Source organism: Curtobacterium ammoniigenes NBRC 101786 (assembly GCF_001571045.1).
GTDB classification, from domain to species: domain Bacteria; phylum Actinomycetota; class Actinomycetes; order Actinomycetales; family Microbacteriaceae; genus Curtobacterium; species Curtobacterium ammoniigenes.
Genome location: NZ_BCSV01000002.1, coordinates 657,612 through 678,175, shown reverse-complemented (window position 1 = coordinate 678,175; position 20,564 = coordinate 657,612). Strand labels below are relative to the sequence as shown.

The following is a 20,564-nucleotide window of genomic DNA, read 5'->3' as shown; positions in this document are numbered from 1 at the left end:
GTCTCTCCGGGCGACTTCAACGCGCAGCTGTGGGACTGGCTGCCGGTCGCGAACCGGAGAACCGTCCGGAGCTTGCATGCCCGCCCGGTCGACCTGCTCGACATGGACCGGGAGCGGATGCTGCCTGTCCCGCCGGTGGCGCCGCTCCTCGGCACCGGGTCCGGATCCGCCTCGGCCGGGACTACTTCGTCCGGATCGCCGGCAGCGACTATTCCGTGGACCCGGTGATGATCGGCAGGATGGTCGACGTCGTCGCGGACCTCGAGCATGTTCGGATCAGCGGCGACGGCCGCCGCGTCGGGGACCACCGGCGGTCGTGGACGTCGGCCGCGACCGTGATCGACGCCGACCACGTCCGCTCCGCAGCGAGGCTCCGGAACGCGTTCCAGCACCGCAGCCCGGAGCAGGACCCCTCGCCCGGGACCTGGCCGACTACGACAGAGCGTTCGGGATCACCATCGATGGGGCCGTGTCGTGACCGGCGAGGACCCCGGGAAGCAGATCGGGTATCTCGCCGCCGCGCTGAAAGCACCCCGGATCGGGCAGTCCTATGCCAGGCTCGCGGACCAGGCCAGGGAAGCGGGCTGGTCGCATGAGGACTACCTCGCCGCGGTGCTGGATCGGGAAGTCGCCGCCCGGAACGCATCCGGCGCGGAGCTGCGGATCCGCGCCGGAGGGTTCCCGGCCAGGAAGACGCTGGAGGAGTTCGTGTTCGACCACCAGCCCGGGATCCGCCGCGACCAAGTGCTCCCCTTGGCAGCCGGCGGCTACTTGACCGAAGCGCGCAACGTGGTGCTCCTCGGTCCGCCCGGAACGGGGAAAACGCACCTCGCGACCGCGCTCGGCATCGCGGCCTGCCACCAAGGGCACCGGGTCCTGTTCGCGACCGCGGTCGACTGGGTCGCCCGACTCCAGGACGCCCACGACCGGGGACGGCTCCCCACGGAACTGGCAAGGCTCCGCCGATACGGGCTGATCGTGATCGACGAGGTCGGCTACCTGCCCTTCGAGCAGGACGCCGCGAACCTGTTCTTCCAGCTCGTCTCATCCCGATACGAGCACGCGTCGCTGATCCTGACCAGCAACCTCCCGTTCGGCCGCTGGGGCGACGTGTTCGGCGACCAGACCGTCGCCGCGGCGATGATCGACCGCATCGTCCACCACGCCGATGTCCTCACGCTCAAAGGCGCCAGCTATCGGCTCAAGCACCTCGCCGAGGAAACCCTCCCCAGCGTCCGCGCCGAGCAGGCACACTAGAACAAACGAACCGTGGTCCCCTTTTCGACGAGCGAAACCGGCCACCTATTCGACGAGCACCGACAATCGGTGATTTCGTCGTCGTCTTCAGTCCTTGGCCGCGAGCATCCGGCGTCTTCGTGTCAATAGGAATGAAGATAAGCGGGGCCACTCCGAGCGCACCAATGGCGCTCAAGGAGGGGTCTGCCCCGAATTTGGTTGACGGTCGGGGGTTGTAACGATTACGCCGCGTTGGCGGTCGTGTAGATCATCTCAAACTCGACCGGGGTCAGTTTCCCGAGAGCGCGTTGTCGACGGCGTCGGTTGTACTTCGTCTCGATCCAGGTGACGATCGCGAGTCGGAGTTCCTCGCGGCTGTTCCACCGGCGGGTGTTCAGCACGTTCTTCTGCAGCAGCGCGAAGAAGCTCTCCATCGACGCGTTGTCGCCCGCCCCGTAGGCGCGCCCCATCGATCCGACCAGGCCGTGATGCTTGAGCAGGCGGAGCACCTTCTTCGCCCGGAACTGGGCGGATTCAACCGGTCGTCCGAACATCTCGATTCGGAGGTGCGTGATGGGGATTGGGAAGAAGCAGGCAGCGGCGCGGGCGTATCGGGGTCAGATCCCGTCGCCGGGACGCCCGACGGTCGCGTGGCGGGAGGATCGGGTCAGGTTCTGGGCCGCGATCGCGTCCGGCGCGAAGACCGAGGACGCGGTCGTCGCGGCAGGTGTGTCATCACCGGTCGGGTTCCGGTGGTTTCGTCACGCTGGCGGCGTGAATCCTCGCCTGCCCGCGACCGTGTCGGGCCGCTACCTGTCCTTCGCTGAACGGGAGGACATCGCGCTCTGGCGAGCCCAAGACGTCGGCGTCCGCGAGATCGCCCGCAGGCTGAAGCGGGCGCCCTCGACGATCTCCGCTGAGCTGCGCAGGAACGCCTCGACCAGGACGTATCGGCTCGAGTACAAGGCATCGCTTGCGCAGTGGCATGCCGAACGCCGAGCCCGTCGGCCGAAGGTCGCGAAGCTGGTCGAGAACCCGCAGCTCCAGCAGTGGGTCCAAGACCGGCTCTCCGGCCGGATCGCGCGTCCCGACGGGGTCGTGGTCGGCCCGTCCGGTCCGGCTTGGAAAGGGCGGAACAAGCCGCATCGCGGTGACCGCGGCTGGGTGCTCGGCTGGAGCCCGGAGCAGATCGCCGCTCGTCTCCCGATCGAGTTCCCGGATGATGAGTCGATGCGGATCAGCCATGAGGCGATCTACCAGGCCCTGTTCGTCCAGGGTCGCGGCGCTCTCTCCCGCGAGCTCGTCCAATGCCTGCGCTCCGGGCGGGCGCTCCGCGTCCCGCGCGCACGGACCCGGCAGCAGGCCTGGGCGCACGTGACCGAACAGACGCTGATCAGCGAACGACCCGCCAAGGCCGAGGACCGGGCTGTTCCCGGGCACTGGGAGGGCGACCTGATCATCGGACTGCAGCGCTCCGCGATCGGCACCCTGGTCGAGCGGACAACGCGATTCACGATGCTGATCCACCTGCCCCGAGAGGAGGGCTGGGGCGTGATCCCGCGGACGAAGAACGGGCCCGCGCTGGCCGGCTACGGCGCCGTCACGATGAAGAACGCCCTCGCGTCCACAATCACGACGCTGCCCGATCAGCTGCGCCGATCGCTGACCTGGGACCGCGGGAAGGAACTGTCCGAGCACGCGCAGTTCACGATCGAGACCGGCCTCCCGGTGTTCTTCGCCGACCCGCACAGCCCCTGGCAGCGCGGCACCAACGAGAACACGAACGGGCTCCTCCGGCAGCACTTCCCGAAGGGCACCGACCTCGCTCGCTGGGACGCCACGGATCTCGAAGCCGTCGCGGCCGCACTCAACAGCCGACCCCGGAAAACGCTCGGCTGGAAGACCCCTGCCGAAGCTCTCGACGAGCACCTACGCTCAATTCAGCAAGCCGGTGTTTCGACGACCGGTTGAATCCGCCCAATTCACCTCGGTCAGCTTCGCTGAAACGCTCGCGTTGGAAGGCATCGCCGCTTCGATCGGGTCGATCGGCGATGCGTATGACAATGCACTGGCCGAGTCCACGATCGGGCTGTTCAAGAACGAAGCCATCCGTGAGGACAGTCCGTTCCGCAACGGCCCCCTGCGCACCGTCACCGACGTGGAATGGGTCACCGCCGAATGGGTCGACTGGTACAACAGCAGACGCCTGCACAGCACCCTCGGCGACGTCCCGCCCGACGAGTTCGAGGCCAGCTACTACGCTGACCTCAACACGCCATCCCCACCGGAGATGGCACCCGCATAGAAGCGGCACAGAACCGGGGACGGTTCAATCACGTGGGATCAGGGCACGGAGATGGCATGGCATCTCGAGATGCCGAGACATTTAGGACGTCCGCTCAGTGCGGCGACTCACCCTGACCCTGGCGACGAGTCTCCCGCCGTCAGCGACGAAGCGACCGAATTGCAGTGCTTGTCGCCCCATGTGAGCGCTACGGGGCGAGCGTCCGGCGGATCGAGCGCCAAAGCGCGGGCCGGGCGTCCGGGAATCACTCCTTCGGGGCCTTGCGTGTCGCGTGCAACTGCGCCGGCGAAGCGCCCGACGGTCCCGGCCCAAGCAGCCCGCGAAGTTGATCGCTCGGCCGCGGGACACCAAGAATGAGGAGCCCACGCCCCTCGCAGGTTTGAGGCCTCGTTCCCAGGCTTTCTCGTAGCCAACATACGTCCTTCGGGCGCATCGACCACGCGCTGTCAGCTTTCAGGCCAGTCCGCATGCATAACGGGGCATCTCGTTTGCCTTAGATAGGTCGAGATTACTGTACTGCCGCCAGGCAATCTCGCTCCGGCCCGCTTTCAGAACCGTGTCAGCGCTCTTCGAAATCTGGCTCGTCGCAAACGAGGGTGTAGCCGGGGCGTGCGTGGCGGTGTGCGGGTAGGGGTCGAGGTCCCCCGATGATGAAGGTTCCTACGCCGCTCATCCGGAAGACCTCGACGTGTCCCACGCTACCTTCACGCCTGCCGACCTCACCACGTTCTGCGGTCTCGACGAGCTCGGTCTGGAGGCGGTCGGGCAGTATCTCGAACCAGGCCGGGCTGTCATCGAGTGCCGGGTGACCGACGCGGATCCGTGGTGCGTGGCCTGCGGATCGGAGGGCGTGCCGCGGGACACCATGACCCGGCGGCTCGCGCATGAGCCGTTCGGGCACCGTCCCACGACGTTGCTGGTCCGGGTTCGCCGCTACCACTGCTCGGGCTGCGGCCGGGTCTGGCGGCAGGACGTGTCCGCGGCAGCGGAACCAAGGGCGAAGATCTCCCGGACGGGGCTGCGGTGGGCGCTGACCGGACTTGTCATCGACCACCGCACCATCTCGCGCGTCGCTGCCGGGTTGGGTGTGTCCTGGTACACCGCGAACAGCGCGGTCCTTACCGAGGGTCGGCGGACGCTGATCGATCAGCCGGGCCGGCTCGATGGGGTCACCACGATCGGTGTCGACGAGCATGTTTGGCGGCACACCCGTCGCGGCGATAAGTACGTCACCGTGATCATCGACCTCACCCCGAGCCGCACCCGCACGGGACCTGCACGGCTGCTGGACATGGTGCCCGGCAGGTCCAAGCAGGTGTTCAAGACCTGGCTCGCTGCCCGACCCCAGTCCTGGCGTGACGGGATCGAGGTCGTCGCGATGGGTGGATTCACCGGCTTCAAGACCGCCGCCGCGGAAGAACTCCCGGACGCGGTCCCGGTGATGGATCCCTTCCACGTCGTCAAGCTCGCAGGCGACGCGTTGGACCGCTGCCGCAGACGTGTCCAGCAGACCCTGCACGGCCACCGGGGCAGAGCCGGGGATCCGCTCTATCGGGCCCGCCGCACCCTGCACACCGGCGCGGACCTCCTCACCGACCGCCAGCACGCCCGCCTGAGCGCACTGTTCCGGGTCGATGAGCACGTCGAGGTCGAAGCGACGTGGGGCATCTACCAACGCATGGTCACCGCCTACCGGCACTCCGACAAGCAGATCGGGCAGCAGGAACTGCGGGCCGTGATCGACGTCCTCCGCACTGGCGTCCCACCGGCTCTGGTCGAGCTGCGCCGCCTCGGACGCACCCTGCAGCAACGCGCCACCGACGTGCTGGCGTTCTTCGACCGGCCCGGCACCTCCAACGGCCCCACCGAAGCCATCAACGGACGTCTCGACCACCTCCGCGGCTCCGCCCTCGGCTTCCGGAACCTCACCAACTACATCGCCCGCAGCCTGCTCGAATCCGGCGGCTTCAGACCACAACTACACCCTCAAATGCGATGAGCCCGAAATCTAGGCCGGCAACGCTCTGTGGATCGCCCCGGGTCTAGTGGATGTCGGGTTGTCCAAGCACGTCGAAAAGTTGACCGTCTTTCCGCTGAGGTTGCCATCTACTCGCCATGCAAGTCGGCACTCTCCATAGTTCCTCCGGCCACCCATCGCGAAGAACTATGTCAGAAGTTGCGCTGTCCCTCGAACTGGCACTTACCCACTTGACAGCTTCTCGACTATGGTCTGAGAAACGGGGAGAGCACACACTCGCCCACAGCACTTCGAACATTGCGCGAAAGAGACGGAAATGGATCACGACCAACACGGAATCCAGGACAGCAATGAGGCGTACGCAGTTTACGTTGCTCAAGCAACCGCTGAAGAAATTGGCGCTGCGTCCGCTGATCATAGCCGAGAGCGCTTTCGCGAGTTCCAGACCTACCTAAGCGGAACAGGACTCTCAATAGATGACTGGTCTACCGGGCGATTCCGGGCCTATAAAAACAACGTGGACGCACAAATCCCAAACTTTGTTAGACGCCTCGTGAACCTGCATAATGGCGTTAAGCTCGAATTCGAACTACGAGAAAAGGAAGAACGTATCCTCGGCAACAAAGCCGACATGCTCATCCATGTTGAAGGGCGGGAGGACCCCTATCGAGTCAGCGTGAAAAACTACATCGGCTCTTCAGGGATACTTAGACCACAAGTGTCAAGCGGAACGTTTCTTTCCTTCGCTTGTCAGTTCGTCTTCGACCGCGTGGGCGTTGGCATCTACAGCGATCCAAGGCCGGGTAAGATCGTGTTTCGCGGTAGCGACAAGCAGGACCGCGACGAAGTACTCAGGCATCAAGGCCGCAAGGATTTAATCGAACCCCTTGACGTTCTCGAGAACTGTCAAAAGTGGATGCGGGAACAACTTCTCAGCCCCGAGTGCGAGCACTATAACCAGGATCGCGTGCGGGAGACCGTAGCGAGAATCGCTGAACCAGCTATGCGTGCGACGCTTGAGATATTCACATTGATTGACTCCGGAACGAAATCAACGGTCCGCACCAAATTCTTAGCCAAGATTGGAATGGATGGCAAAGAGGAGGCTCTTTTCTTCGACTCTCAAAGACTGCTCGATAGCATTACTTCTCCAAAGTACCATCAGTTGCGAGCAAGGCTCAATGCCCCGACAACGTCATTCGACGTTATTGTTCATCGGCAAAATGTCCGCTTCACGTTCACGGACGGTGACGAAACGCTGCTGAGGACCGACGTCCCATTTACGGTGAACACAAACGGCGCCTGGTACCGGCCGAGGGAAAAATACAGCGGGACGAGGAGGTACAACGACAAGGGTCACGACGTCGATTTGATGTGGGGACAACGGCGACCGTATAAGAGCAGAGAGATCGCCACCTCAACTAACACCTACGTCGATTTGAGTAAGACAGGAATATTCAGCTAGTTGTTGTGGGGCATTACATTGTGGACGCCGGGCGGACGTGGAGAAGCGGGCCCGTTGCAGGTTGGATTGGGAGTGCTGACAACCGTTCCGACCCTCAAGGACCCGCTGCGTGACCCACCGTAGCGCCCCACTGTCCGTTGAGGGCCGCCGTCGCCTGATCGACCGCTGCCGCTCGCGCCCGACGCGCACGTCGCCGCCGAAATGGACATTAGCCGGGCGTGCGCGTCCAAGTGGGTGAACCGGTGGCGAGCCCACGGCGGCCTCGGCCTGGAGGATCGTGGCCGCGCACCGGGGTCCTCGCCGGACGCGACAGCGCCAGTGGTCGTGGGCCGAATCGAGCAGCTGCGCCGTGACGGCAAGCACTCCGCGCGCAGCACCGTGAGCGAACTCGCCGCGGACGAGATAATGATCTCGGTGCGGACAGTCACGCGCGTGTTGGGCCGCCTCGGATTGAACCGTCGCCGTCACATCGATCCCGACGGATCGTCAAGCCGGTCCCCAACGAGCAGGCGTCGACGACAATCGGGTTCTTCCGCCGCGCACGGGCGTTCTTCGCCGCGCACGGCGTCACCCGGCTGACCCGGGTCGTGACCCCGACAACGGGTCGAACTACCGCGCCGACGCGTTCCACCGCGTCGTGCTGCAGCACTGCGCCCGGCACCAGCGCACCCTCCCCTACACGTCCCGCCCCAGCGGCAAGGCCGAGCGCTACAACCGGATCCTCGCCGAGGAGCTCCTCAACGCCCGCACCTTCAGGTCAGAGCAGCAGCGCGCCGACGCGCTCGAGGACTGGAACGTGCACTACGACTACCATCGATTCCACACCTCCGCCGGCGATCAGTCACCCGCCGCACGACTCCGCACCGGCGTCACCAACGTCATGGCGTCATACAGCTAATTACGGGCACAGCGCGACTCCCTCCCTGAATGGATCTGCCGTACCGGGTCTTGCACGCGGCGTGAGCATCATCGGAATCGTCTTGCCCCGACTTCAGAACGCGCAGCGCTTCCAAACCGCTACAGCGTACCTGCGTTCCGTCCAGCCTGGCGGCCGACGGGAGAAATTACTGACCGTACTCGACACGAATAGAAAGTGTTGCTACCTATTGCCTGGCGGGTTTCCTGAGGGGAGAGGTGAGAAGAGATCAATCCGCTATTAAAATAGCGCCGAGTTCCCGACCGCGGCCCTTCGCTTCCGCGGTTTCGTTCCGGCCACGCGCGGTTTCTTCCGGTTCTTAGCACCCGGCTCCATGAAAAGCGAAGCCATCATTTGACGCTCGAGTTCGGTCTGACCATCCAGAGCAGCATTAGGCCGTAACGCGTCACCCATGAGCACCGTTCCTCCACCCAGTCTTCGTTTACACACATCGACATTGTCGCGCATGATATCTATTCCGTAGAGATCACAGAGTGCGGCAACCTCGCTCATCCCGAAGGCATACACTTTGATCCACTTGGCCGCCACCAGGAACTGTCCATCTCCGCAAGCGGGATCGAGGACGGTATTCCCGGGCGAAAAAATGGACACATCGACGTTCGCGAGCATCTCGAGAATCAGGCCAGACGGAGTGAAAACCTCACCCGTAGCGCGTATGCGATCAATAGTTCGCTCGACGCCTGACATGTATCCGTGTTCAGCTAGCTTTTCTGCGACGAGGGGCCAAAACTCCTCCGACATACGCAACCTCCTCATCGGTCAGACCAAATAATTCGAACATTTCGCGATCATCTAGGACGCGGTCGCGCGGGAGGTCCGGCAGGCCGGAGAAGACTCTTTCATTGCCGAACCCGGACCACTTCGCAGTGCGGTAGATATATTGCAGCAGTTGCGTGTTCATGTTCGCTGCCAGATTCTGCCCTTCCGCGGAATCCGTGACCTTGACGTAATAGGCCATGTCAGTACCACCAAGGACTCCGTCATCGAAGAACGGCTTGGTGTAGCCCGACCGCGTCCACATCACCTTTGGTTGAGACGCCCAATCCTGACGGATGGAGGACCACCAAATCAGGTTATTGGTATGGAATACAGGGTAAGGGTGTGACTCTGCAGGGGCCTCGACGAGAGAGGGGCTCTTATCGCGCCTTCGAATATTATGGCACGTGACGTAATCCCACTCGACCGGCAGGGATGAGCGCCCAGAGAACATGACCTTGCGATGAATGGAAATCGCGAGCTCGCCGAGATCGTTCGGAAGATAGGTGAGTGCGCTGTCGAGCGTGACGAAGAAGTGCTCGACGCCTTTCCTAACCAACGTCGGTTCTCCCAGGCTTGGCTGCTTCACGATCCAGTAGTCGGAGAACGTGGACGCCACCTCGGGGAAGTGGTGCTCAGTACCAAATCTGAGGATCTTCGTCTGATTCTCCTCCATCAGTGAAAGCACTACGTTGCTAGGACTACTGAAACTTGACGGCGAAACTTGAATCAAGCTTCCACCGTCTTTCAGTAGGCGATCAAACACTGCAAGTGTGAAATCAATCCAAAGCTTATGAGGCGTCCTCTTGCGGTTGATTGTGTCTTGGAATGGGGGATTTGTGAGAATCACATCAAATTTCACTCGCAACCTTCCTTCGGCATGATCAGTCTAGTCGGAGACTGTGGATCTCACGGTGTTTCCGGCCTGACACGTCGAGCGGGGAGTTCGGCGGTCACGGTTCCGTGAGGACGAGACTGAAGGCCGGACGCGGCACGGAACAAGAAGGCTGACCGACTCCCGCGGAGGCTGCAGCAGTTGACCTGGTCCGCATGGCTGGGCAACCCGGGCTATCCCTGACCGGACCGGGCGGGCTACTGAACCAGATCACGAGGTAGATCCTGGAGACGGCGCTCAACGAGGAGCTGAGCGGGTACCTCAGTCACGAGACCCGTCCAGCCGATCCGGACCGCAACGGCGGACACATCAGTAACGGGACTCAACCGACGACCGTGCCTTCGGGGGCCACTGGTCACGTCACAATCGAAGTCGCCGGGGACCGTGGACGCACTCGCCGCGCGCGGCTTGAGCTCAACGACGGCGAAAACACGCGATCCGTTCCCTGCCGGTGACGACGCGGCCGCCTCGAACTCGCGGTCCGACTGGACGTGCTCCACGATTACGATCTCGACTCCGCAGTCGGTGACGCGCCAGGCAAGGAAGGCATCAAGCGAACGCTATTCCAAAAATATTCCGCATCTGGCGAGAGATCCGCAACACGGAATAAGTCTTCCTCGAGGATTCCAGCACTTGGTCGGCCGCATAGACGAGGACCTAACTTGCTTCTTTATAAGCCCGAAACACTCCCTAGACAGAGCCAATTTACATAGGTGATATCGGCGACCCCGAGCTCGCGTGGGCCGGTCGGGGTGAACTGGCGTTGCACCAGATCCGTCGGTCTCGCTCCGGCCGGGTCAGAGCGGGTCGTGAACACTCGTTTCGATCGGCGAGCCCCGGCCAACCCGAGCTGGCGCATGATCCGACGGGTCTGATCCCGACCCACCACGCTACCAACGCCAGGGCAATTCACACCGTCAGGGCCATCCTCCTCCCCAATGGCAAGATCCTCTCAGTCCACCACATCGACCCCACCCGCAGCCCCTGGCGCAATAACGAGAAAGCCGCCGGGCGAGCCGAGGGCTTCTTCATAAGCGCCCTAACACGCGACCCGGGCGTCACCTATGCCGCGACTCCAGACAACGGTGCGCCTTTCTGAGGCTGACCAAAACAAACAGCTCCGAGTGCTGCACGCGGTTCACGCAGTGGTCGACGGGCACATCACTCGCCCAGAGACCAGCGACGGCCGGCGGAAAGTCATCGTCCAGACCCAGCACCGGCTGACGCAGGCTGAGATCGCACAGGTCGCTGCTGAGTATCAAGCTGGCTGGACGCTGCCACAGATCGCCAAGCGCTGGGGCATCAATCGCGAAACTGCCCGCCTCGCCTTAACTCGCGCCTGTGTGCCGATCCGCGAGCGCGGGACACTCTCGCCGGCGATGCTCAAGCAGGCTTTACAACTTGAGGCCGACGGCTGGTCGCTGAACAAGCTCGGCGCGAAATTCGGCATCGACCCAAAGACGATGAAGAAGCGCCTCACGGAGCAATGACACGCCGTCACCAGGTCTCTTCAGCTTCGCGCTCAACCGCGGCGGCTCGCTGCCGCTCGAGGCTCCCAACGAGCTTCCGACCCCAGTCGCGCACCGACGCGGACGCCGAGGGGTCGTCGATCCATGACTGCACCTGAGCGATTTGAGTAGCGAGGTGGTCCGACATAGGACCGCTCCACATTCCAGTGCCGAAGCTGCTGGCCAACGCAGACGCAACTTTTGTGTCCGTTCCAAAGTTGTCGATCAGGTATCTCGCATGCTCGCTGAGGGCGCCAGCGCCGACATCCACCACCGAGGCGAGTAGTCGGGCGCGCTCAAGGCTCGAGCCAACCCAATGGGACGCGATCTCGACCGAGACCGCGTTTCCGATCCACTCGTTAAGGGCAATGCTGAAACGCCATTCGCCTGCTTCGATCTGGGTCATGAGTACAAGCCAAGCGTCCTCTCCGCCCGCCGCAACAGCACTCCGGAGAAGCTCACCCCCCTGACCATGCATGAAGCCCGACATGGCGTCGTTGTGAATCAGGTTGGCGAGCATGGTCGTAAGGCCTACCGGATCGCTCTCGAGCTGTCGTGCGGCGAGTTGCGCCCAGTCCCACTCCTCATTGGCGACCTGAGGATGAGTAGCCCGCAATGCGACGAGCCTCTGGATCAGGGGCTCGAGCGTCGGTACCGCATCCTTCTTCTGGAAGAGGTAAAGGGCCACCATGTCGACGGCAGCGTTGTAGTCGGCTTGGTCGACGATGCGGTCAAGCCAACTGGCGAGTTCATCCGCAATTCGTGATTCATCTGCGTCCCGAAGCCAGCCAAACATGTATCGGGCAGCTTGCTGGACGGTGACAGAGCGTCCTAATTCGCGTGCGCGTGCATCGGCGCGGTCTGTCCTCGGACCCCTTGCGGTGAGATGGAGCTTCATCGAATTCTCAACGGCGGAGGAATCTACGAACTCGTCGTAAGCGTCGCTACGCGCATTTTCAGTAAGGGAGAGGAAGAAGCCAATCGCCGCGTCGAGGTTTGGACCGTGAAGAAGCCGCGTCACTCGCTGAGCCACTCCCGGGTCCTCCGAACTCAGCTCCGCGACCGCAGAACCAGCAGCGAATGAGGCCGGAAGCTTCACCGCATCGAGCTCGTCGAGAAGAACCGCCGTGGGGTCAGCCGCATCGACAGCGCGAGCGCCATCCACCAACTTGGAGACGAATGCGTCAGTGGTTTCCGAATAGTCCCAAGGGCTTGTTTCAAGCAGATCGCGTAATGCGTCAGCGGGACTCTCTGGTGGCAAAAAGGCTTCGAACGCCTTCAGGCTCTCAGCCCGGACATCGCCCTCGTCTAGTTCAACCCGATCGAACAGCCGCTTGAGCCCCGAGAGTTCCAGACGAGTCGCGGCGATCGCTTCAGCCCCTAGCGACGCGAGGGCCGCGGCAAGGTGATCGCGTACCGGGAATGTCTCGAGCGATGGATGGATCGACGACAGAAGCGCCTTCAACGCCTCGTTCGCGACCTCGGGGTCTTCGTCGACGGCGAGTCCGCAGAGCATGTCGATCGCGTCGTTCCGATAACGAAACACGTCACCCCAGGTAGCTGGTCGCCCGCGTCGTTCGACAACTAGACCACCCTGGAGCTCACCGGACGAGACGATCGACTCGTGCGGCTCAAGCGCGCGTCGAGCCGCCTGAACGGACAGACTCCGAGAGTGGGCGATCGAAGACGTCGCGGTGCGCTTCAGGTAAGCCATCCGATCTCCTGGACTTGCCGCGGTCCCGGGGAGGAACGCGCCGAATAGTTCTACCCAGATCCCGTTCGAGTTATTCGAGTACGTCTCGGTCTCCACCTGCGCTAGTCGGAGAAGTGCATCAGCGGCAACTTCGAACGTGCGTGAGTGCCAGGCGAGCTTCTGCAGCGCCCACACAAGATCACGGCGCGCCGTGCCGAGAGTGAGAATCTCGCCATCGGTGGCGGCGACCAACAGTCCCGACATCCGCTCGGCGACCCGCTCAGGGGCGATGACCGCAAAATGAGTAAGCAATCGGGATGTACGACCTAGCGCGATGGAACTGAGAGATGCGAGCGGCCCATCGGAAGCGAGGATTACATCTGCCACCCCGGTCGACGCGGTCTGGTCACCGAGGTCAGCCGCGCGATGAAACAGCCGCTCGGTGAGGTCGTCGTCCAGGACAGGGAGAAGCGAGGTGATGATCTGCTGCCCGAAGCTGTTCCAAGCTTGCGCGGCAAGGTAGAGGGCAAGTGGATTCGGACCAACCGAGCGGTAACGACCCTGCTTGGAGAGCAGGCCGTGCCGTGCAAGATCTATCGCCGCGCCACGAAGGTCGGTCTCAGAGATACCCAAACCGGACGCTATCGCCGAAAGGTCAGACGCGACGTCGCCGTCAAATCCGACCCGCGTAAACAGCGCGAGCGCTGCCGCGGCTAAAAAAAGTGTTCCGCCAGGGAGCTCGTCAGTGATGAAGCGGCGAACATCCTCCTCGGTGATCAGCCCGGCGGCGGAACTTGCGCCCCGTTCGATCACGACCCTCGCAGCCTTGAGCGCGTAGTCGACGTTTCCGTTCGCCAGGCTGACAACAACACGAGTTGCCTCGGGCCAGAGCTGCGGCTGGTTCGCTTCAAGCAGCTTGGTCATGGCTTCGACCTCAAGGCCGTCAAGCCTGACGACGCCGGTGCGGACCGAACCCGTGTCGGGCTCTCCGATCGTAACCAGACGAATTAGCGAATTGGTTGTTAGAGCGTCGGCATAATTCTTGTGTTTTCGAGCCGAACATTCGTCGACGATGACTACCCCCGATCGCCCCTGGCCTTGAATGTGGGCCAAACTGCTCACGGGGAAATCGTCAGCCGCAGGAACGTAGAGCACAACCGGCTCCCATTCCTGGCCGCGAGCGGCTTCCATCACTAGACGAGTCTTGCCAAGTCCGCTTTCACCGTCGAGGTGGACATCCTGCGGGATGGTGCCGTCGACGATCTGCCTGATTTCGTCAAGCTGAGCGTCTCTAGCGGCTGATGAGACCCAGGATGTTGTGTGTCCTGAAGACAAACTCCATTGATCAAAAGTCAAACCAAATTGACCGGTTCCGCCGATCAATGGACTCACCGCCAAAGCTGGAAACTCTTCCACCCATCGCGCGAGGCTGCCAGCAGAGAGCACTTCCACGTCATCTCCGCTTGTCGCAATGCCAAGCGTCGTAAGCTCCTGAATGACGGCTCGACGTCTCGCAGCAATTTGTTGATCGGTTAGCGCAACACCAAAGACGATTCGGTACTTGCCGCCACTATTGAGCGTTTCTCGCGCCCAGGCTGCGTTGCGAATTTCTGTCCTGCATGCTTCCGGGCCTAAATTTCCCGCCTTAAACTGCCACGCACTGTCGCCCGCGGGAATCCAAGCAGTGCCGCTTGCATCATGCAAACCGGCGTCGACGCCGCCGTCCGGGACGTTCTCATTGTGAGTTGTCGTAAGCGCCGTGCCCGACATGGCGTGAGCCGCGACCTCAGTCTCAAGTAGCCGCGACACGAATTGGCCGAAGTTGGCGCTCGTCAGGGCAGCGATCCGTTCTGGAGCCACCGAATACGGTCCGAACGTTGGCGACATAGCTATTCCCCCGATCCCGTACTCAGCCCGAAGAACCTCTCGAAGAAATCACCGAGCTTCGAGATCACACGCTCCTTCTTCTCGCCGTGACCGCCGGCTCCGGTGAAGCGCGAGGCGGGAGGTAGGACGCGAGTGATGGCTGTGCCGGTGGTCTGGATCCCGCCGTCGCGGAACGCCCGGTCAACGAAATCGCGAGTTTCGTCAGGCTTGAGGTTCTCCTCGGCGATGATGCGGTCGAGCTCGGCAGCGCGGCGAGCGGCCACGTAGGTGGCCCATTCCTCGTCGATCTCGCCGCTGGCAGAGACGCGGTCAACGAACGCTTCGATCAGGTCCTTCTTGTTGCGGAGCGAAGGCGACGCGTCGATAGCGCGCGTGATCTCCGCACGTATCTCTTTGTCCTCACCGTCGCCGCGTTCCTTCCGGTACTTATCGACAAGCATGAGGATGTAGTCGACGTTGATTTCGACCTGCTTGATGAGCTCGATCTCGAAGACGATGTCCTCGTTGATGCGCTCCTTCTCGGCGTCTTTGTCTTTGCGGAAGTCGGCGTATAGGTCGAGGTAGATCGATCGGTAGTCCTGAGCTTGACGCTCGGTGAGCAGCGCTTCGCCGTCGAACTCGTCGAACGAGGTCAGGATATTCTCGAGTCGCAGGATCGCGCCGAAGAGCTTGATGAACTCCTTCTGGGCGGTTTCGCCGATGATCGGTTCGCCGAGTGGATACAGCGCCAGCAGGTCCGCGACCTTCGCGGAGTACTCGTCGTAGTAGTCGCCGTAAGGCTTAAGCAGCACAATGCCACGAGCGTTCTTGTTGCCGAAGAGCGCGATCGCGTCGTTGGTCTGCTGCTCGAGGTCACGGAAACTCACGATGTTGCCGTAGGTCTTAACCGAGTTGAGAATGCGGTTGGTCCGCGAGTACGCCTGGATAAGACCGTGCGACCGCAGGTTCTTGTCGACCCAGAGCGTGTTGAGAGTGGTCGCGTCGAACCCGGTGAGGAACATGTTGACGACGATCACCAGGTCGATCTCGCGCTGCTTCAGCCGCTTCGAAAGGTCGGTGTAGTAACCGGCGAACCCGTCCGATGAGGTGTCCCATCGCGTGCCGAAGGTTTCGTTGAAGTCCTGGATGGCGTCCTCAAGGAACTCGCGTGAGGAGGCGTCGAGGGCGGATGCATCGAAGCCCTCCTCATCGAGATAGCCGTCGTCGACTGCCTCATTCGCGGCGAACGAGTAGATCAGGCCAACCTTCAGCCGCTGGGCCTCGGGCAAGTTCTGCTGGGCGATCGCGAAGGCGTTGTAGTAGCGCTTGGCCGCGTCGATCGAGGCGGTCGCGAAGAGCGCGTTGAAGCCGTTCACCCGCCGCTCCCCCAGCGCGTAGTGCTCGCTGCGACGAGTCTTCTGGTCAAAGTGCTCGAGGATGTAGGACACGACTTGGCGGATGCGCTCGGGATCGAGCAGCGCCTTCTCGGTGTCGATCGCGTTGACCTGTTTGTCGGTCAAGCCATCAGGGAGCTTGACCGTGTTGACGTAGTCGATGCGGAACGGCAGGACGTTCTTATCATTGATCGCATCAACGATCGTGTAAGTGTGCAGCTTGTCGCCGAACGCCTGCTCGGTGGTCTTCAGCTGCGGGTTGCCGCCCGAACCCGCGTTCTCGGCGAAGATCGGCGTCCCGGTGAAGCCGAACACGTTGTACCGCTTGAACGCCTTCGTGATCGCGGTGTGCATGTCGCCGAACTGCGAACGGTGGCACTCGTCGAAGATCAATACGACATGCCCGGCGTAGATGCTGTGGCCTTTATCTGACTGCACGAGCCGAGCCAGCTTCTGGATCGTCGTGATGACGATGCGCCGCTCCGGGTCTGCCAGATGCTTGGCGAGCTGTCCCGTCGAGGTTGAGGCATTGGCCGCACCCTTTTCGAAGCGGTCGTACTCGCGCTGGGTCTGCCAGTCGAGGTCTTTACGGTCGACGACGAACAACACCTTGTCAACACCCGGCAGCCGGGAAGCGAGCTGGGCGGTCTTGAACGAAGTCAGGGTCTTACCCGACCCGGTGGTGTGCCACACATAGCCGCCCGCAGCGACCGTGCCGAGCTGCTTGTAGTTGGTCGAGATCTCGATCTTCGACAGGATCCGCTCCGTCGCCACGATCTGGTACGGCCGCATCACCAGCAGCAGCCGGTCGGCGGTCAGCACGCAGTATCGGGTGAGGATCGCGAGGATCGTGTGCTTTGCGAAGAACGTCTTCGTGAATCCGGAGAGGTCCTGGATCGGCTTGTTCGTCGCATCCGCCCACCACGACGTGAACTCGAACGAGTTGCTCGTCTTGCGCACGCGCTTGCGGCCGGCGGCGTCTTCGACATGCTGGCGGCGGGTCGTGTTCGAGTAATACTTCGTCAGCGTGCCGTTGCTGATCACGAAGAGCTGGACGTAGTCGAAGAGCCCGGACCCAGCCCAGAACGAGTCGCGCTGGTAGCGGTCGATCTGGTTGAACGCCTCGCGGATGTCGACCCCGCGGCGCTTCAGCTCGATATGAACCAGCGGCAGCCCGTTGATCAGGACGGTCACGTCGTAGCGATTAGATCGCGCACCCTCGACCTCGTACTGATTGATGACTTGCAGCCGGTTGTTGTGGATCTGCCGCTTGTCGATGATGGCGATGTTCTTCGTCGAACCGTCGTCGCGCTTGAAGGCGTAGATGTGGTTCTCCTGGATGCGAACCGTCTTCTCGACCGCGCCATCGTTCGCGCCGACGATGTACTCCGCCAGCAGCCGCTCCCACTCGCCGTCTGAGAACGTCACGCCGTTAAGCGCCTCGAGCTGATTGCGAAGGTTTGTAAGCAGCTCGGCTTCGCTGTGGATCGTCAGATACTCGTAGGCCTGGCCCTGCAGGAGCTTAACGAACTCCCGCTCGAGCTCCGCCTCCGACTGGTATCCCGCAGACCCGGCGACATCCGGGACAAACTCGGCGACCACTGTCGACTCCGAAGAGACGGCGATCGGCTCGTACTTGATGGCGGAAGCTTCGCTCATGCGACCAGCTCCTCGAACGTCAGGAGCTTTTCGCGGTAGTACTCGTACTGCTGGCGGCGAGCCTTGAGCTCAGCCGGCAGACCGACGGAGAGATCGTTGACAAGGGCATCGAACTTGTCAAGAACCGCGACAACGCGGTCCTGTTCAGCAAGCGATGGAATCGCAATCGGCACGCTCTTGATCAGACCAGCGTTCAAGTCCGAGCGCGCACCCTGCCCCATCGCCTTAATGTCCTCGTAATGCGTGCGAACCCAGTAGAAGACGTACCGGAAGTTCGCCTGCGCGGGATCGATTTCAAAGTTGCAACAGTGCTGGTTGGTGGTCAAAGGAATTCTATTGACCGCAGATCGCCCAGCCGTGGCACCCGAGATGGCGACAATCACGCAGTTGGCAGGGATCCATTTCGCCGCGGTTTCCTTCAAGGCCCGGTCGGTAATCCGCACTTCGGTGTCATATATGTCTGTAAAACGCACTTCCTGAGTTCGGAGCCATGGGATTGTTCCGCCTTCGTAGTAGTCAGGCAAGCCAGCAAGTGGTGTCGCTCCAGACGACACCCTCGAAGAAATTGCACCGAGCGTGCTCCATCGAACTTCATCCGACTCGCGGAAGGTGAGAAGGCGATCCCGGAAAAAGGCATACTGAAGAGTTCGAGCTTCCAGCTCCGCTTCCAGCTCCGCTTCCAGCTCCGTGAAGTTATCCAAGATTCTCACGATCTCGCGCTGCACCTCGAGAGGGGGAACGGGGATTCGGATTTTCGCGAGCTGCTTCGCAGATACGTCGATGACCTTCGTGCCCGTAGCGAGCGCCTTCTTCTGCGTGAAAAAGGATTCCGACTGGAACCAGTACGCAAGGTACTTCGGGTCCTGACGGTGTTTGATTACGGTGGCGTGACCCCCGGTGACAATCTCTTTCTCGCCGAGCCAGGCGACAGCCTTGCCAACGTCCTCGACGTTCTCGCTGGTGTTCGTGATGATGATGTCGCCAGGCTGGACCTTCGCAAGCTTCACCGCGGTCTCCGGCCTTACGAACGAGATAGTTGCTGCCGTCCAGACGCCATAACGCGTGTAGATCTGCCCGTAGTGAATCGCACCAACGCCGGTCGTTGTAAGTTCGGTCTTCGGCAGACCATTGCCCCGGACGAGCTCCGCGATGTCGCCGAGTTTCTCGAACTGCACACCCGTCGGTGCCAGTCGATTGATCAGATCATCGACGCGACTCACGAACCTGCCTCCAGGTCCGCAACGATCTCGTCGATAGCGGTACGCAGCTCTGATTGGCGAGCGACAATCTCGGAGATCTTGGCGTTCAGCGCGGTGATGTCGATGGCAACACGCGTGTCCTCGGCCTCGACGTAGGAGGAGACAGAGATGAGATAGCCGCGCTCGGCGATCTCGCCGTTGCTGACGACTTTGGCGAAGTGGTCGATGTCCTCGCGGCCTATGAAGCCGTCGATGATGCGCTGCTGGTGCTCGGGTGTGAGCTTGTTCTTATTGCCACCTCGGACGAACTCGGCAGAGGCATCGATAAAGAGGACATCGTTTGTCGGCTTCGACTTCTTGAGCACGAGGATGCAGGTGGCGATCGTGGTGCCGAAGAAGAGATCCGGCGGAAGCTGAATGACGGCATCGACGAAGTTGTTGTCGATCAGGTACTTGCGGATCTTCGCTTCTGCCCCGCCGCGGTACATCACGCCCGGGAATTCGACGATCGCCGCGGTGCCGTTCACGGCGAGCCAGCTCAGGATGTGCATCGTGAAGGCGAGGTCGGCCTTCGACTTCGGCGCAAGCACACCGGCCGGCGCGAAGCGCGGGTCATTGATCAGGAGCGGGTTGCCATCGCCCTCCCACTTGATCGAGTAAGGCGGGTTGGAAACGATCGCCTCGAACGGCTCGTCGTCCCAGTGCGCGGGATGCATGAGCGTGTCGCCGTGGGCAAGATCGAACTGCTCGTACGGCACATCGTGCAAGAACATGTTGATCCGAGCGAGGTTATAGGTCGTGAGGTTGATCTCCTGGCCGAAGAAGCCCTGCCTGACCTTGCCCGGTCCGAGAACCTTCTGGAACTTCAGAAGCAGAGAACCAGAGCCAACCGCCGGGTCGTAGACCTTGTTGACTTCGGTCTTGCCAACAACGGTGATACGAGCAAGCAGCTCGCTTACCTCCTGCGGGGTGTAGTACTCGCCGCCGGACTTGCCGGCGTCCGCCGCGTACATCTGCATCAGGTACTCGTACGCGTCACCGAACGCGTCAATCTCATGCGTCGTGAAATCGCCGAGATTCAGATCGCCGATTGCGTCGAGGACGCTTAACGAGCTTCTGGTTGCGGATCGGAACGGTCGACCCGAGCTTCTGGCTATTGACGTCGAGGTCGGCGAACAGACCTTTGATGTCATCTTCAGAATCAGCACCCACCGCGGATCCCTCGATGGCCTTGAACACCGCGTCAAGGGTCTCGTTGAGGTTCTCGTCGGTGGCTGCCCGACGACGGACGTTGCCGAAGAGTTGCGACGGGAGGATGTAGAAGCCCTTCTCCTCGACCGTGTCCTTGCGGCCGAACTCAGCGTCCTTGTCCGTGAGCTTGGCGTAATCGAACGCGGCGTCCCCCGCCTTGCGCTCGAGATCGTCGAGATAGGCGGCCAGGTTCTCCGAGATGAATCGATAGAAGAGCATGCCGAGCACGTAGGACTTGAAGTCCCATCCATCAACGGATCCGCGCAGGTCGTTGGCAATCCGCCAGATGGTTTTGTGGAGTTCGGCGCGCTGCGCTTCACGAGTGGTCGGTGGCATGAGTGTCTGTTCTCCCGCGCGTGCGCGCACTTAGTTCCGGTGTGTCGTGTCCTAAAGCTATCGACGGCCCGCGACGCTGCAGGGGA

The 20,564-nt window shown here is 61.9% G+C and carries 10 protein-coding genes and 6 pseudogenes; 9 read left to right on the top strand and 7 right to left on the bottom strand.

The window, feature by feature from the left end; translation table 11 throughout:
• The 3 genes and pseudogenes from CAM01S_RS14950 to istB form a co-directional block, all read left to right on the top strand.
• Positions 1–228: pseudogene (locus CAM01S_RS14950) on the top strand (hypothetical protein); the annotation flags it as partial.
• Positions 195–284: pseudogene (locus tag CAM01S_RS15285) on the top strand (Mu transposase domain-containing protein); the annotation flags it as partial. The pseudogenes CAM01S_RS14950 and CAM01S_RS15285, both read left to right, overlap by 34 nt.
• 190 nt (positions 285–474) lie before the next feature.
• The gene (gene istB, locus CAM01S_RS07035; protein ID WP_066518416.1) at positions 475–1,257 is read left to right on the top strand and encodes an IS21-like element helper ATPase IstB; all 783 of its coding nucleotides are present in this window, start codon (positions 475–477) and stop codon (positions 1,255–1,257) included.
• 221 nt (positions 1,258–1,478) lie between these two features.
• On the opposite strand, the pseudogene CAM01S_RS07030 reads toward istB, so the two are convergent.
• Positions 1,479–1,766 (bottom strand): annotated as a pseudogene (locus CAM01S_RS07030) (integrase core domain-containing protein); the annotation flags it as partial.
• A gap of 43 nt (positions 1,767–1,809) precedes the next feature.
• On the opposite strand from CAM01S_RS07030, the gene CAM01S_RS07025 reads away from it, so the two are divergent.
• The 5 genes and pseudogenes from CAM01S_RS07025 to CAM01S_RS14355 all read left to right on the top strand — a co-directional run bounded on the left by CAM01S_RS07025 (position 1,810) and on the right by CAM01S_RS14355 (position 7,882).
• Positions 1,810–3,207, top strand: coding sequence for an IS30 family transposase (locus CAM01S_RS07025; RefSeq protein ID WP_066518397.1), 1,398 nt, complete (start codon positions 1,810–1,812; stop codon positions 3,205–3,207).
• 4 nt (positions 3,208–3,211) lie between these two features.
• Positions 3,212–3,541: pseudogene (locus CAM01S_RS07020) on the top strand (integrase core domain-containing protein); the annotation flags it as partial.
• A gap of 688 nt (positions 3,542–4,229) precedes the next feature.
• Positions 4,230–5,540: an ISL3 family transposase gene (locus tag CAM01S_RS07015; RefSeq protein ID WP_066518391.1), complete on the top strand. Its 1,311-nt coding sequence runs from the start codon at positions 4,230–4,232 to the stop codon at positions 5,538–5,540.
• 295 nt (positions 5,541–5,835) lie between these two features.
• Positions 5,836–6,984 carry a hypothetical protein gene (locus tag CAM01S_RS07010; protein WP_157071462.1) on the top strand — a complete coding sequence of 383 codons (1,149 nt, stop codon included), beginning with the start codon at positions 5,836–5,838 and terminating at the stop codon, positions 6,982–6,984.
• Positions 6,985–7,093: 109 nt separating this feature from the next.
• Positions 7,094–7,882 (top strand): annotated as a pseudogene (locus CAM01S_RS14355) (integrase core domain-containing protein).
• Positions 7,883–8,140: 258 nt separating this feature from the next.
• Here the strand turns inward: CAM01S_RS14355 and CAM01S_RS07000 are convergent.
• Complete coding sequence (locus tag CAM01S_RS07000; protein WP_066518376.1) at positions 8,141–8,608, bottom strand: N-6 DNA methylase; 468 nt, start codon at positions 8,606–8,608, stop codon at positions 8,141–8,143.
• A 10-nt stretch (positions 8,609–8,618) separates the two neighbouring features.
• Positions 8,619–9,539, bottom strand: a complete 921-nt coding sequence (locus CAM01S_RS06995; RefSeq protein WP_157071460.1) for a hypothetical protein — start codon at positions 9,537–9,539, stop codon at positions 8,619–8,621.
• 1,178 nt (positions 9,540–10,717) lie between these two features.
• Here CAM01S_RS06995 and CAM01S_RS06985 point away from each other — a divergent pair.
• Positions 10,718–11,062 (top strand): hypothetical protein, encoded by a 345-nt coding sequence (locus CAM01S_RS06985; protein WP_157071459.1) that lies wholly within the window; start codon positions 10,718–10,720, stop codon positions 11,060–11,062.
• 7 nt (positions 11,063–11,069) lie between these two features.
• Here the strand turns inward: CAM01S_RS06985 and CAM01S_RS06980 are convergent, their stop codons facing one another.
• The 4 genes and pseudogenes from CAM01S_RS06980 to CAM01S_RS06965 all read right to left on the bottom strand — a co-directional run bounded on the left by CAM01S_RS06980 (position 11,070) and on the right by CAM01S_RS06965 (position 20,478).
• Positions 11,070–14,660, bottom strand: coding sequence for a hypothetical protein (locus tag CAM01S_RS06980; RefSeq protein WP_157071458.1), 3,591 nt, complete (start codon positions 14,658–14,660; stop codon positions 11,070–11,072).
• A 2-nt stretch (positions 14,661–14,662) separates the two neighbouring features.
• Positions 14,663–17,692, bottom strand: coding sequence for a type I restriction endonuclease subunit R (locus CAM01S_RS06975; protein ID WP_066518347.1), 3,030 nt, complete (start codon positions 17,690–17,692; stop codon positions 14,663–14,665).
• A complete protein-coding gene (locus CAM01S_RS06970; RefSeq protein WP_066518345.1) occupies positions 17,689–18,912 on the bottom strand; it encodes a restriction endonuclease subunit S in 1,224 nt (407 codons plus the stop codon). Before CAM01S_RS06970 ends, CAM01S_RS06975 begins: the two co-directional genes overlap by 4 nt.
• Positions 18,909–20,478: pseudogene (locus CAM01S_RS06965) on the bottom strand (type I restriction-modification system subunit M). The gene CAM01S_RS06970 and the pseudogene CAM01S_RS06965 overlap by 4 nt, the downstream one beginning before the upstream one ends.
• Between the last annotated feature and the right edge of the window lie 86 nt (positions 20,479–20,564).

Coding starts and splice junctions, on each gene's coding strand:
- CAM01S_RS07000 (WP_066518376.1), bottom strand. CDS start 8,608: ATGTCAGGCGTCGAGCGAACTATTGATCGCATACGCGCTACGGGTGAG.
- CAM01S_RS07010 (WP_157071462.1), top strand. CDS start 5,836: ATGGATCACGACCAACACGGAATCCAGGACAGCAATGAGGCGTACGCA.
- CAM01S_RS06980 (WP_157071458.1), bottom strand. CDS start 14,660: ATGTCGCCAACGTTCGGACCGTATTCGGTGGCTCCAGAACGGATCGCT.
- CAM01S_RS07025 (WP_066518397.1), top strand. CDS start 1,810: ATGGGGATTGGGAAGAAGCAGGCAGCGGCGCGGGCGTATCGGGGTCAG.
- CAM01S_RS06975 (WP_066518347.1), bottom strand. CDS start 17,692: ATGAGCGAAGCTTCCGCCATCAAGTACGAGCCGATCGCCGTCTCTTCG.